At 44.7% G+C, this 13,708-nt stretch carries 13 protein-coding genes; 1 reads left to right on the top strand and 12 read right to left on the bottom strand.

Annotated elements, in window-relative coordinates; translation table 11 throughout:
• Positions 1 to 33: 33 nt before the first annotated feature.
• The 12 genes from BLS14_RS18945 to BLS14_RS19000 form a co-directional block, all read right to left on the bottom strand.
• Positions 34 to 462, bottom strand: a complete 429-nt coding sequence (locus tag BLS14_RS18945) for a hypothetical protein (protein WP_063566991.1) — start codon at positions 460 to 462, stop codon at positions 34 to 36.
• Positions 463 to 489: 27 nt separating this feature from the next.
• Positions 490 to 1,440, bottom strand: coding sequence for a 16S rRNA (cytosine(1402)-N(4))-methyltransferase RsmH (rsmH, locus tag BLS14_RS18950; protein ID WP_063566992.1), 951 nt, complete (start codon positions 1,438 to 1,440; stop codon positions 490 to 492).
• An 18-nt stretch (positions 1,441 to 1,458) separates the two neighbouring features.
• Positions 1,459 to 1,896, bottom strand: coding sequence for a division/cell wall cluster transcriptional repressor MraZ (gene mraZ / locus BLS14_RS18955; protein ID WP_017687291.1), 438 nt, complete (start codon positions 1,894 to 1,896; stop codon positions 1,459 to 1,461).
• A 275-nt stretch (positions 1,897 to 2,171) separates the two neighbouring features.
• Positions 2,172 to 3,437, bottom strand: a complete 1,266-nt coding sequence (locus BLS14_RS18960; RefSeq protein ID WP_063566994.1) for an adenosylhomocysteinase — start codon at positions 3,435 to 3,437, stop codon at positions 2,172 to 2,174.
• Positions 3,438 to 3,482: 45 nt separating this feature from the next.
• On the bottom strand, positions 3,483 to 5,114 hold the full coding sequence (gene bshC / locus BLS14_RS18965) for a bacillithiol biosynthesis cysteine-adding enzyme BshC (RefSeq protein WP_090953443.1): 1,632 nt from the start codon (positions 5,112 to 5,114) through the stop codon (positions 3,483 to 3,485).
• Positions 5,115 to 5,269: 155 nt separating this feature from the next.
• Positions 5,270 to 7,033, bottom strand: a complete 1,764-nt coding sequence (locus BLS14_RS18970) for an ABC transporter ATP-binding protein (RefSeq protein ID WP_063566996.1) — start codon at positions 7,031 to 7,033, stop codon at positions 5,270 to 5,272.
• 17 nt (positions 7,034 to 7,050) lie between these two features.
• Positions 7,051 to 7,932: an ABC transporter permease gene (locus BLS14_RS18975; RefSeq protein ID WP_371121656.1), complete on the bottom strand. Its 882-nt coding sequence runs from the start codon at positions 7,930 to 7,932 to the stop codon at positions 7,051 to 7,053.
• A 47-nt stretch (positions 7,933 to 7,979) separates the two neighbouring features.
• Entirely contained in the window at positions 7,980 to 8,912 is a 933-nt protein-coding gene (locus BLS14_RS18980; RefSeq protein ID WP_063566998.1) for an ABC transporter permease, read from the bottom strand.
• 189 nt (positions 8,913 to 9,101) lie between these two features.
• The gene (locus tag BLS14_RS18985; RefSeq protein ID WP_090953445.1) at positions 9,102 to 10,799 is read right to left on the bottom strand and encodes a peptide ABC transporter substrate-binding protein; all 1,698 of its coding nucleotides are present in this window, start codon (positions 10,797 to 10,799) and stop codon (positions 9,102 to 9,104) included.
• A 151-nt stretch (positions 10,800 to 10,950) separates the two neighbouring features.
• Positions 10,951 to 11,325, bottom strand: a complete 375-nt coding sequence (locus tag BLS14_RS18990; RefSeq protein WP_063567000.1) for a DUF3397 domain-containing protein — start codon at positions 11,323 to 11,325, stop codon at positions 10,951 to 10,953.
• Positions 11,325 to 12,287, bottom strand: a complete 963-nt coding sequence (locus BLS14_RS18995; RefSeq protein WP_090953448.1) for a ketopantoate reductase family protein — start codon at positions 12,285 to 12,287, stop codon at positions 11,325 to 11,327. The genes BLS14_RS18990 and BLS14_RS18995 overlap by 1 nt, the downstream gene beginning before the upstream one ends.
• 144 nt (positions 12,288 to 12,431) lie before the next feature.
• Positions 12,432 to 13,082, bottom strand: a complete 651-nt coding sequence (locus BLS14_RS19000) for an RsfA family transcriptional regulator (protein WP_063567002.1) — start codon at positions 13,080 to 13,082, stop codon at positions 12,432 to 12,434.
• 317 nt (positions 13,083 to 13,399) lie between these two features.
• On the opposite strand from BLS14_RS19000, the gene BLS14_RS19005 reads away from it, so the two are divergent.
• A complete protein-coding gene (locus BLS14_RS19005; RefSeq protein ID WP_053781237.1) occupies positions 13,400 to 13,636 on the top strand; it encodes a DUF2626 domain-containing protein in 237 nt (78 codons plus the stop codon).
• Positions 13,637 to 13,708: the final 72 nt, after the last annotated feature.

Below are 13,708 nucleotides of genomic sequence, written 5' to 3' on the forward strand. Positions count from 1 at the left end.
TTCAGCACTTTGTATGGATTGATACAAAATGTTCTACTTATTTGCTGTATCCGAGGACGATTCAGTACCTGTCGAGTTCGTTGCACTTGTTGAGCGAGGTACAAAAATGACATCCTTACCGGAAGCCTCAACATAACCAAGTTTGCGAGCATTCTCGATGACCAGATTGTTCAGTTTTTCTTTCTCCACTTGCAGATCTGCAATCGTTTTCTCTGCGTCTCTCACATCAGACAACGTCGTCTGTGCCTGCTTATTCAGATCATAGATGTGAGCGTAACGCGACATCATTACACCACCCACAACAATGACTGCAACCAGAGTAATCAGATACAAAAATTTCTCGCGTGCCGGAAGACCGGTACGACGGGTCACCACTTTGGTAGTTTCCTTGTACCGCTGCTGGGCCACACGTTCTTGGGACGCTTTTTCTTTCACTGCCAGATTACCACGTGTATATGCCATACTCCGACTCTCTCCTCCGCTCTTGATTTACAGTTTCTCGGCTACGCGCAGCTTCGCTGAACGAGCACGGGAGTTTTCGGCCAGTTCCGTTTCCGTTGGAATCAGCGGCTTTCTGTTCACTAAACGCATGGTACCCTTACCGCCGCAAACACACAACGGAAAATCGGGAGGGCATGTACATTTCTCCAGATAACTGCTAAAAATCTGTTTGCAAATTCGGTCCTCAAGTGAGTGAAAAGTAATAACAGATACACGTCCGCCTGGTGCCAAGCACCGAACGGCCTGATGTAACGCTTCTTCGAACGCGCCCAGCTCATCATTAACCGCAATTCGCAATGCCTGGAAGCTGCGTTTTGCAGGATGTCCTCCGGTACGACGAGCCGCCGCCGGAATCCCTTCTTTGATCAATTCCACCAGTTCGCCAGTAGTCTCAATAGTGGATTGCTTCCTCTTTTCAATAATGACACGCGCAATTCGTCTAGAGAATTTCTCTTCACCATAGCGATACAAAATGCGGGCAATCTCCTCTTCCGGCCATTCGTTAACAATCTCTTTGGCGGTAAGGGATGCGTCCTGATCCATACGCATATCCAACGGAGCATCGTGATTGTAGCTAAATCCACGTTCTCCTTCGTCAAATTGCGGCGATGATACCCCCAAATCGTACAAAATGCCATCTACCTGTGGCACGCCATCTTTCATCGGTACATCCAGTTCTTTCAGTACCTGTTCGAGATCACGGAAATTGGTTTTCACCAATGTAATCCGCTCTCCATATGGAGCCAATTTTTCACGCGCGTTATCCAAAGCCCAATCATCCTGATCCAGTGCGATCAGACGTCCCCCTGGACCGAGCTTGGATGCAATCACGGAGCTATGTCCGCCACCGCCTAAAGTGCAGTCCACGTATATACCGTCCTGCTTGATGTTTAATCCCTCTGTTGCCTCTTCTTTGAGTACGGTTATGTGGTGAAACAACCTGCACCCCTCCTGACTTTATAGATCAAAATTAAAATCGACCAGCTTTTCGGCAATGTCGTTGAATGCTTCTTCGGATTGATTGAAATAACTCTCCCATATGCCTTTGCTCCAAATCTCCACCCGGTTCGACACGCCAAGAACAACGCAATCCTTGTCCAGCTTGGCATACTCTCTAAGATTGCCCGGCAAATTTACCCTGCCCTGTTTGTCCAATTCACATTCGGTGGCACCCGAGAAAAAAAACCGGGTAAACGCACGTGCATCGGATTTCATCAACGGCAGTGCTTTGAGCTTCTGTTCCATGACCCCCCACTCCTCCATGGGGTACACGAAAAGACACTGGTCCAAACCCCGTGTGACAACGAAAGACGGTCCCAGAGATTCGCGGAATTTAGCCGGAATAATAACCCGACCCTTGTCATCAATGCTATGTTGGAACTCCCCCATAAACATTGGCCCACTCACTCCTCACCCGTTTCTCCCACTTTGCCCCACTTTCCACCACCTAAGCATAATAGATTCGCACAAAAAAATCAAAACCCTTCTTACGGGCTTTACTTTTTTTTAATTTCCAACCGCAAAAAAACGTCTTTGATCCTGTCACTCAGGATCAAAGACGTTTCCCGTTTACGGGCAATCGCACGTACACCCGCATATGAGCCATATCATTAATAAACCATTTTAAACCCTTTGAAGCACTTAATCAGCTTGTAATTAATGGATGCCTCTTAGAATTTCCAGCTGTCCAGATATTTTTCCTGCTCGGCGGACAAAGAGTCGATGGCAATATTCAAGCTTTCTAGTTTGTAACTGGCAACCTGTTGGTCAATGTCATAAGGTACATTAACAACGGTTTTACCCAGTTCCGCATAGTTCTCGCTCACATAACGCAGACCCAGCGCTTGCAATGCAAACGTTGTATCCATAATCTCAGCAGGGTGTCCATCGGCTGCACCCAGGTTTACGAGGCGTCCTTCAGCCAGCAAATACATCTTACGGCCATCTTTGAAGCGATATTCTTCAATGTTGCGGCGTACGGTACGAATCGAATCGGAACGTTTAGCAAGTTCAGGTTTGTTTACTTCCACGTCAAAGTGACCCGCATTGCTAAGAATTGCTCCATCCTTCATCACATCGTAATGCTCTCCAGTAATCACATCTTTATTGCCGGTAACAGCGATGAAGAAATCACCCAATTTTGCAGCTTCTACCATCGTCATGACACGGAATCCGTCCATATGTGCTTCTACGGCTTTAATAGGATCAATTTCAGTTACGATGACATTTGCTCCGAGCCCTTTGGCACGCATCGCTACACCTTTACCACACCATCCATAACCCACTACAACTACGTTCTTTCCTGCAACGACCAGATTAGTTGTACGGATGATACCATCGAATGCAGACTGACCTGTACCGTAACGGTTATCAAACAAGTATTTGCAATAAGCGTCATTGACTGCAACCATTGGGAAACGCAATTGTCCTTCTTTCGCCAAAGCTTTCAAACGAATGATGCCCGTTGTCGTTTCCTCTGCTCCACCACGAATGGTGGCAGCTAGGTCAGGACGTTCAGATGCAATGATAGTGGCAAAGTCTCCACCGTCATCAATGATCAGATCAGGTTTCACTTCAAGTGCACGAAGTTGCAGTTCTTTGAACTCAACAGGGTCCGGATTATGTTTGGCATACACAGTAACGCCGTCTTCCACCAGAGCAGCACAAACATCGTCCTGTGTTGACAATGGGTTGCTGTGTGTAATCGTCACTTCTGCACCACCAGCTTGAATGACTTTCGCCAGGTAAGCTGTTTTGGCCTCAAGGTGAAGGCAAATGGCTACTTTCAAACCTTTAAACGGAAGATCCTGTTCAAATTGGCGACGAATGCGGTTTAACACCGGCATATGTGCTTCTACCCAATCAATTTTCAGATGACCTTCCGAAGCGAGTCCCATATCCTTAACGATACTGTTTTGCAATGCAGGGGTAGTCATTCCTCATCCTCCTCGATTATCTATTCCTTCTATTATAAAACGGCACTACAATGTGATCACTTGGTGTTGTCCACGGAATTCGTTCTGACTTTCAATCAGTTGTCCGATCCACTCGGTTCCATAACGGTTCAGGTAAAAGAGTACGTTATGTACTCGTTCCTGTGGTTTGTTCATGGGAAAGAGTGAGTTTTGCATCCCGTTCCAGTGTCTTAGACTCACATTGTGTTTATCTTTGATGGCTTTGTGGGTCTGCTGTTGCAGATATTGCATCTGTTCGCTGATCTTACCTACATTGGTATCTCCAATTCGGTCCAGACCAGGATGGATCTCTGTGATCTGATCAAGTAATGGACGATATAGATCGGCAAATGCTTGCTGAACGCGCTCGAATTGTTCATCGACCTGGAAGGTCTCCTGCTGTGCCAGCCATTGTTCCTTCTTATCTTCCATATGATATTGAACGTCCTGGAAAGAAAGACCGTACTGCTTCATATGTTTGTGATGAACATCTTCCAAAATGGTAAAGGACAGACGTGGAAGCAAGATAGGCATCTGCAGCCCAAACCGGCCAAACGCTTCACGTGTCAATCCCCAGTACGCGATCTCACCTTGACCTAAGATAACAGCCGCTACAGGTAAAATGGAATCTTGCATCAATGGCCGGGTCAATACATTGTTGCTAAACCGCTCGGGATGTTCAGCCAGTTCCTGAAGCAGTCGCTCTTCTGTAAATGAAACCAGACCTTTACGGTCGCTGTACAAGCCGTCTTTCAACATCAGAAGCAACCGTGCCCCTTCATGTATGTAAAACAGATTGGCCCCATCTTCCGCGACTTCAGCTGGCATGGCATATCCGGCTTGTTCCAATGCGGAGGCACCTTGTGCATATGCTTGGCGTAATGTCCCATTTTCACGAATCAAACGCTCAAATACAGGCTGCTCAAGCCTGCGCAAGTCTGGATCTGCAGCATCCATCAGAATAAGTCCACTGCTGCCAAACAATGCTGAGATTAACCGAGCAAACGCATCACTCAGATTCGAACTCGACTGATGAATTTCCGTAACCAGCTTCATCAAACCAGGTTTGTGCGCCGTATCTGGTAACAGATGCTCCACCTGCTTCAGCACGGTCATCCATTGTTCTGTTTCCACATGGACATAACTCACAGAATCCCTGCCTGCAAACCGCCCTTGTAACTTGATCTTCATCATGTCACCGTTGGCGTCAGGCAAGCATGTGTGGTTCACTTCATCCCAGTCATGGTCTTCGCCTGCAATCCAAAAAACGGGAACGACCGGCCGTTGTAGCCTGTTCTCCGCTTCCCGCGCAGCTGCAACTACACTTGCTGCTTTATAAATTACAAACAACGGACCTGTAAGCAGGCCGCTTTGCTGTCCTCCCGTAACAACCAACGCTTCTTGTTCCGCGAGACGTGTGATGGATTCATGGACTGCACCATGATCGTTCACACGTTTATTATATATACGTAGATACTCTGCCAGATGTTGACGAGGAATACGTGTGTTCTCCGATTGGTCTAGCCACTCGGCACGCGTATGAAGCCCCGATTCCCAGCGAATGTCATATTGGTAAAGGCCACGCGCAGCATCCCTTGAACAGACATAGTCTTCTGTAAGTCGCGTTCCGCTGCGGAGTGCCTCGGTAATACCTTTCATGAGGTCTGCCTCCTATTCTGCTTCAAAGAGCCTTTCTTGATTGTACCGAATGAGAGCCCTCTTCGTCAAAAGAAAGTGCATCAAAAAATAAAAAACCGCCGAACAAAGTCGGCGGTTTGATATTCATGGATAAGTCCAAATGAAAATTGTACTTTTTATACGTAAGGTTCTGCAACCCAGTGACCTTTGGATATCTCAATCAATTGAGCGTTCTGCAGGTTGTATGGATCATTTGCAGGACCACCAGATCCATTCTTAAGTGCTTGTTCTTCCGGCAGCAAAATGCGACGTTTGCTCGCTTCTACTTCCGGATCAGGTACAGGAATCGCGGACAGCAATGTTTTGGTATAAGGGTGAATTGGATTAGCATAAAGTTCTTCACTTTCTGCCAACTCCACCACTTTACCCATGTACATTACAGCTACACGGTCACTGATATGTTTAACCATGGACAAGTCATGTGCAATAAACAGGTATGTCAAGCCGAGGCGTTGCTGAAGTTCTTCAAGCAAATTAACGACCTGAGCCTGAATGGACACGTCCAATGCAGACAATGGCTCATCACAGATGATGAATTTAGGGTCTACAGCCAATGCACGGGCAATCCCGATCCGTTGTCTTTGACCACCTGAGAATTCATGTGGATAACGGAGTGCATGGCTAGGATTCAGACCTACAAGATCAAGCAATTCTTCAACGCGTCTCTTCCGCTCTGCCCGACTTGACGCCAGACCATGAATATCAAGAGATTCACCGATGATATCCATAACGTTGAAACGTGGGTTCAAAGATGCATAAGGATCCTGGAAAATCATCTGCATATCTTTACGCATTTCTTTCATCTTGCGCGGAGACAGCTTGTAGATGTCCGTTCCATTAAAGTTAACATTTCCGCCTGTTGGCTCATAAAGGCGCAGAATTGTACGGCCAGTTGTGGACTTACCACAGCCCGACTCCCCTACAACTCCAAGTGTTTCGCCTTCAAAAATATCAAAGCTAACATCATTAACCGCTTTTAGAATGTTGCCTTTGCCCAAGTTGAAGTATTGTTTCAGGTTCTTCACTTGAACCAGCGGCTTGTTGGCACCTTTGATAATACCAACTGGAGTAGGCTTTTCTTTTTTAGGCTCGTCCAGACGAGGGAGAGCATTCAGCAATTTAATCGTGTATGGATGTTGAGGATTACTGAAGATTTCAGCAGTTGTTCCTGTTTCAACAACTTCGCCTTCCTTCATAACGACAACACGATCACACATTCCTGCCACTACTCCAAGGTCATGCGTGATAAGCATGATCGAAGTTCCAAGCTTTTGCTGCATGTCTTTCATAACATCCAAGATTTGTGCTTGAATCGTTACGTCGAGTGCAGTTGTTGGCTCATCCGCAATCAGAAGGGATGGACGACATGCCAAGGCAATCGCAATCATAGCACGCTGGCGCATACCACCGGAAAATTGGTGTGGATAATGGTTCATACGCGATTCCGCATTTTTGATGCCTACAAGTTCGAGCATTTCCAATGCGCTTTTTTCAGCTTCTTTTTTGGACATATTCTGATGCTTGCGCAGTACCTCGGTAATTTGCTTACCAATTTTGATGGTAGGATTCAAAGAAGTCATTGGATCCTGGAAGATCATGCCGATATCTTTACCACGGATGGCTTCCATCTGTTTATCTGTCTTATTCAGCAGGTCCTGCCCGTGAAAAGTAATTTCTCCGCTTTTGACCTTCGAAGGCGGGGAGGGAATCAATTTCATGATGGTTTGGGCAGTAACACTCTTACCACTACCGGATTCACCTACGATCCCCAGCGTCTCTCCTTTGCCAAGTTCAAAACTCACATTTTTAACGGCATCAAACTCACCAGAACGCGTCGTGAATGACACACTCAGGTCTTTGACTGTTAAAATCGGCTCCATAATCCCACCTCCTATTTCTATTTACGTAATTTTGGATCAAGCGCGTCGCGCAAGCCGTCACCAAGCAAGTTAAATGCGAGCATTGTCATAACCATCAAACCTGCAGGGAACCACATCCGCCAAGGATACAGCGTCCAGCCTGTAAGTGCATCATTGATCATAGATCCAAGAGAGGATTTAGGTGCAGATACACCCAATCCGAGGAAGCTCAAAAATGCTTCTGCGAAGATGGCATTTGGGATGGACAATGTCAATGTAACGAGAATTGGTCCGACAGCATTTGGCAACAAATGACGGAAGAGTTGACGTCCAGTGCTTGCGCCCATGGAACGAGCAGCAAGGATAAAGTCTCTGTTTTTGAGTTGCATAATCTCACCACGCACAATCCAGGACATACTGATCCATCCTGTAATGGTAAGTGCAATGATAATCGTTGTCAGACTTGGCTCCAATACAACCAGCAACAGGATAACAACGAGCATGTATGGCAGGGAGTACAAGATCTCGGAAAACTTGTTCATGATGCCGTCAACACGTCCACCGTAGAAGCCCATAATGGCTCCATAAATTACCCCGATGACAAGGTCAATCAAAGCAGCAGCCAAACCTACAGTAAGAGACACACGTGCACCTACCCAGGTTCTTACCCATACATCACGACCCAGTTCATCTGTTCCGAACCAGTGTTCAGCACTCGGTGCAGCATTGGCATTCAACAAATCATTGGAATAATAATTATAGCTTGAGAACAACGAAGTTGGACCAATCATAGAGAAAATGACAACAAGGACTAGAACAGCCAAACTAATCATAGCGGCCTTGTTGGTTGCAAGTCTGTACATAGCGTCTTTGAATAGCGATACACTCTCTTGCGATTTCAACGCTGCCTGACTATCCAGGCCTGTGTTCGCCGTTTCATTATTGTTGTTATTCTTGCCAGACAACGTTATGCCCCCTTCCGGCTTTCTAGCTTAATTCTAGGATCAATCAACACGTAAGCGATATCTGTCAGGAAACGTGCAAGCATCAAGAGAATACCATAGAAGATTGTAATCCCCATGATCATCGTGTAATCACGATTCGTAATACTCTCTACAAATACTTTACCAATTCCACCAATATTAAAGATTTGCTCAATAACAACGGAGCCTGTGATAATATTTGCTGTCATCGGACCAACGTAAGTAACGACTGGCAGAATACCGTTCCGTAAAACGTGTTTAAACATGATAGCAGGCCATTTCAAACCTTTGGCTTTGGCTGTCTTGATGTAGTCTGCATGCAACACTTCCAACATGCTTGAACGCGTCAAACGTGCGATAAAGGCAATTGGAGATGCTGACAATGCGGCAACCGGAAGCACATAGTCGAGCGGGCCATCGAAGCCCATAACATTAAACCAGCCGAGTTTGAATGCAAAAACATATTGCACCAGGGATGCGAGCAAGAAACTCGGTACAGCAATCCCGATAACAGCCAGAATCATCGTAATATCATCAATCAACTTGCGATGGTACACTGCGGCAATAAGCCCCAACAAGACACCCACAACAATTGAGATAATAATCGCAAAGATTCCTAGCTTCAGCGATGCTGTAAACGTTTGAGTGATCATACCCGTTACATCTTGATTCAGGTATTTCATAGAAACCCCGAAATCACCTTTGATGATTCCACCCATATACTTCAGGTATTGTTCATACATCGGTTTGTCCAAACCATACTTCACTTCCAAAAGTGCCCGGATTTCAGGAGATACTTTTTTCTCGGATGTAAAAGGGTCACCCGGAATGGCCTTCATCAGGAAGAAGGTTGCTGATGCGAGTATGAAAAGCGATAGCAGCATAAATAGCAGTTTTTTCAGCACGTACTTAACCAACCCTTGCACACCTCCACAAACAATATTTTGTATACAAATCGATTGTAGAATTAGACATGAATAATGTCCAATCCATTTATCGGAAATTTCAAGAATTATAAGGAAAATCGGTGCACATACAAAAAAATCGGGATATATATGGAATTCCACATATATATCCCGAAGTAATCATATAGACTTCAGAACAACTTATTTCTCTTCCAGATATGCACGAGTGAAGTCAATAGCTCCACTGAAATCAAGTTGTATGCCTTTCAGGTAAGGCTTAGTCAAAGATACGTTAGTGTAGTAATAGATCGGCAATACGCCCATTTCATCTTGAATCAGGATTTTCTCAGCGTCAGCAAAAGCAGCCATACGAGTAGCTGGATCTGCAGATTTTACAGTCTCTTTAACATCTTTATCATACTGTTCGTTGCTGAATTTGGAATCATTGTTTGTGTTTCCAGTAGTCCACATTTCCAAGAAGTTGTACGGATCGTTGTAGTCAGCAGACCAGCCCGCACGAGCGATTTGGAAGTTTTGGTTTTGACGGTTCTCAAGGAATACGCCCCACTCTTGGTTTTCCGTTTTCACGTCAACACCAAGGTTTTTCTTCCACATATCAGCAACAGCAAGCGCGATTTTCGCGTGACCGTCACTAGTATTGTAGATCAAAGTTACTGCTGGCAATGTTGTGTAGCCTTCTTCTTTCATACCTTCAGCAAGCAATTTCTTAGCTTCTTCTACGTTCTCAGTGAAGTAGTCATCTTTGTGCTCATCACGGAATTCGCCGTTTTCACCGCGGATACCTGGAGGTACAAAGCCGAAAGCTGGAATTTGTCCACCTTGTGTTACTTTGTCAACGATCAATTGACGCTCGATTGACATTGCAAAAGCCTTACGGATTTTAACGTTGTTAAATGGAGCTTCATTAACGTTGAACTGGTAGTAGTAAGTACTTGCAATACCAGTAGCTTTAAACTCGTCCGGCAATTCCGCTTTTACAGAAGGAATTTGGTCGGAAGGAATTTCACCGTTAGGCGCGCCTGTGTAGTCCAATTGTCCAGACTTGTAAGCTTGCAGTTCGGAAGCACTGCTGTTTGTCAGGGACATGTTAATTTCAGACAATTTGATGTCAGAAGCTGCATGGTAGCTTTCGTTTTTCTTCACGACGATTTTTTGACCTTTAGCGTATTGATCCATTGTGAATGGTCCGTTAACGATCATGTTTTTGTAGTCTGTGAAGAATTTGTCATTCGTGTCAGCAGACTTGTGTACTGGGTAGTACGTGTAGAATGCTGTCAGACCCAAGAAGTAAGGTGTTGGGTTTTCCAACGTTACTTCCAGTGTGTGCTCATCAGTAGCTTTAACACCTACTTGAGAGAAGTCTGTGATTTTAGTACCTTTATATGTTTCGTCTTTGCTCAGGTTGTAACCCTCAGCACCTTTGATGTAATACAATTGGTAAGCATATGGAGAAGCTGTTTCCGGTTTCAAAGCGCGTTCCCAAGAACGTACAAAGTCTTCGGCAGTGATTGCATCACCGTTGCTCCATTTAGCATCCGGGTTCAGGTTGAAAACATATTTCAGACCATCTTCGGAAATTGTCCAGTCTTTAGCAACACCTGAAGCTTCTTTGCCATCAGGGTCGATACGCACAAGACCTTCATACAAGAATTTCAGTACAGTGTTGGTTTGGCTGTCTTTTGCTTGAGCCGGGTCTAACGTAGGAGGTTCAGCTGACAGGTTAATTTTCAGGACTTGATCTTTAGCAAGACCATTTCCTTCGGTTGCAGAACCAGTATCGGTGTTACCTGTGCCTTCGTTTTTCGATCCGCACGCTGCAAGTACGGTACCGAACGCCAAAATCAGCGTCAAAAGGACTAATAGACTTTTCCTTTTCATCTAACACTTTCCCCCTAAATTGATGTGGTATATGTTTATAGATTATACAACCACCGGTCAAAAAAATCTACATTACTTTTTCAGAAAGTAATGTTTTTTTCAGTTTTCGACAAAATCGACACATTTTTTAGCCCTTTTGCGTTATGTATCCTCACATCTGTTTCATGAAGTATCTAAATAATCCAAATATAGTAAACAAAACATACCCAAAACTCATTATGACAAAAGCCATGCGCCAAACGGCCCGGAACATTCTACCCCTATCGACCTTACCTTTGAGCCGATTTTGTGCACCTCCGATGAATCCAAGCGCTATTAGTATGAGTATTAGTGTTAAATAAAATCCAAAATTCGAATCAAATGTTAAGTTGAATAACGCCGATACAGAGAATATAAGGAATAAGGTTGTTACATCCATTGCCGAGCGCAGCGCCACACGCTTATCTTTTTTCCATCCATACATGATCCAATACACAAGAAAAAATGGAAAGAACGGCAGTATGCTCAGCACAATAAAAAATCCCATTAACTCACTCCTTCCGGTTGCATACCTTCAATCAGATGAAGCAGTACTTCATGCATCGGAGCGGACAGGCCACACCGACACGCCATGCTTACGATTTGCCCGTTAATGGATTGCACCTCCGTTTGTTGTCCATGCAGAACATCCGACAGCATGGAAGATGTATTTGAGGCTGTGGAACGACAGACGGAGAGGATTTGTTCCCACACATCCACATCAAGAAGTATTCCGCTTGCTCTGTATACCGCCAATGCCTCATCGTACAGCTGACGCATAAACACGATTCGCTCTTCCTTTGTAATTAACTCACCGTTAGGAATACGCCATATCGCGGTAAGAGGGTTAATGACAGCATTGATTAACAACTTCCTATAAATCAGCTTATCGATTTCATTCGACACTGTACAGCCAAATCCTGCCTGCTGCAAAAGTCCCTGTAAACGAATGGGGTCATTTTGATTCATTGGCGTTAGAGGTGAGATACGTACATCTGCACTTTTGCCCAACCAGGTCTCTCCTATACCTGCACGGATGACTCCATCTTGCTGACGTTTCGCCCCTTCTGTAGTTATGACGCTGTATATATTAGAATGCGGCATATTGGATTGCACATGATCCAGATGCCCAACCCCATTTTGGAAACATGCGATGTTGAGCACTTGCGTCTTCAATGAACCAATTTCACGTATAACATCAAGTATCGCTGTCTGTTTCACCATTAATAGTAGCCAATCTCCAGGTGAGTGTTGCCACACTCGGATTAACTCCGTAATCGGCTTGACCTGGATATGATCAGGCTTAATCTGGATGGTTTTCTCCCGTTCGATGACCTTAAATCCTTCTATACTCAGTTTATTTGCCTGTTCAGCCGTTCTGGTCCAAAACCGAACCTCGTTGCCTGCGTCCTGTAGCTTACCTCCATACAAAAGACCCAGTGACCCTGATCCTACAACGTCAATGATCATGCTGCATCCCTACCTCTGCTCCAATAGTTGCTTTCATCTATAATAGAACAAAAACAGCAAACAAAAAACCCATCATACCCGCCGTTATGTAACGGAGGTGTGACGGGTCCTAATCTAATGCTGATCATCAGATACAATTTGCTTTTATTCAATTCGTTCCAGATTCCCGTTGGCATCCATTTTGAATCTCGTTTTGAGTTCCTCTTCTTCTTCTGTCAGAAATGCGAGTCTGCGAGCACGATCCATAATCTGAATCAGTGCTTTATAATCGTCGTTTACAACACGATAATCAGTCTGTACTTCATTCACTTCCTTAGACAGACGATCATTCTCGCAACGCAGTTCATGAAGTTCATCCTCTTTTTCACGAAGCTCTTTCTCAAGCATCTTGAGCTGACGACCGTTTTCCTGCACAGTTCCCTTCCATTGCCGCAAGAATCGTATAACTGCATCAATGGATAGAGAATCTTCCGAAATACCATCCGCCTTGTACAGATTTTCTTCTGTATCCAGGGTGGACAAAGCTGCTACTTGTGGTCCAAGCAAAGCCGGTTGTTTGCGGAGATAACTCCGTTTTTGTCGTTGAGCCTTAGCATTGCTAATAGCAGACTCATACTTCTTGCGTACACAGCTGTTCCAGCGAAAACCGCAAGCGGCAGAAGTTCTGCCTATTTTTTCGCCAACCTCTTCAAAAGCAGCTAGTTGTGTACTTCCTTCCCGAATATGACGCAAAGTAACTTCAGCCAAAATCAAATCGTCCTCTGTACTCCAAGCATCCTGTCTCACTGCAGTCATGCTATAATACCCTCCTAACAACATCCTAAAATAACCGTCCCCATAACCGATTTCCCGGTATGTGAATTAGGTATAAAAGCTGCTTCATTCATTCTTATGCCTCTCATAGAGTTCATAGAATTGATTTCATACTAAAATGTATTTCCACATTTATGAGTACTCATACGTTACATATGCAAAACAAACCATACTTTAACTCTTTTAGGCCAAAAAAAAAGAATTCGCTTTCATATCCAATTTTGTTTACACCTTTTTCCTTTCCCGGTATAATGTTGTGTAGACAATCTATGATCGTACATAGGAGAGGAGGACTTACCGTGGCGCGCATGTTTCGGGTACTCGGGTTCTTCACGCTAGCGATTGGCCTGATGGCTTTTGCGGGAGACCTGGTCGAAATGGCTTTGCTTTTTTTCCTGCAGACTGCGTTTTTTGTCATTTTGGGATATTTGAAATTTACCGAACGTACGTACATATTGCTCTTCTGGGGTTATATGATCGTAACATTCACAGGGTTCAGCTACTGGACCGTATTCCAAATGGATTTGCCGCTCTAATCCGCCAGCAGCATCAAAGCGATCCGGCTAATGTCGGGTTGCTTTTTTGTCGTTTTCAGATTAAATGACTAT

The sequence above is a fragment of the Paenibacillus sp. OK060 genome, assembly GCF_900101205.1.
GTDB classification, from domain to species: domain Bacteria; phylum Bacillota; class Bacilli; order Paenibacillales; family Paenibacillaceae; genus Paenibacillus; species Paenibacillus marchantiae.

What these genes read in the sequence shown, in the direction of transcription:
- BLS14_RS19000 (WP_063567002.1), bottom strand. Translation starts at nt 13,082, where the DNA reads ATGACTGCAGTGAGACAGGATGCTTGGAGTACAGAGGACGATTTGATT.
- BLS14_RS18945 (WP_063566991.1), bottom strand. Translation starts at nt 462, where the DNA reads ATGGCATATACACGTGGTAATCTGGCAGTGAAAGAAAAAGCGTCCCAA.
- BLS14_RS18970 (WP_063566996.1), bottom strand. Translation starts at nt 7,033, where the DNA reads ATGGAGCCGATTTTAACAGTCAAAGACCTGAGTGTGTCATTCACGACG.
- BLS14_RS18995 (WP_090953448.1), bottom strand. Translation starts at nt 12,287, where the DNA reads ATGATCATTGACGTTGTAGGATCAGGGTCACTGGGTCTTTTGTATGGA.
- BLS14_RS18985 (WP_090953445.1), bottom strand. Translation starts at nt 10,799, where the DNA reads ATGAAAAGGAAAAGTCTATTAGTCCTTTTGACGCTGATTTTGGCGTTC.
- mraZ (WP_017687291.1), bottom strand. Translation starts at nt 1,896, where the DNA reads ATGTTTATGGGGGAGTTCCAACATAGCATTGATGACAAGGGTCGGGTT.
- bshC (WP_090953443.1), bottom strand. Translation starts at nt 5,114, where the DNA reads ATGAAAGGTATTACCGAGGCACTCCGCAGCGGAACGCGACTTACAGAA.
- BLS14_RS18990 (WP_063567000.1), bottom strand. Translation starts at nt 11,325, where the DNA reads ATGGGATTTTTTATTGTGCTGAGCATACTGCCGTTCTTTCCATTTTTT.
- BLS14_RS18960 (WP_063566994.1), bottom strand. Translation starts at nt 3,437, where the DNA reads ATGACTACCCCTGCATTGCAAAACAGTATCGTTAAGGATATGGGACTC.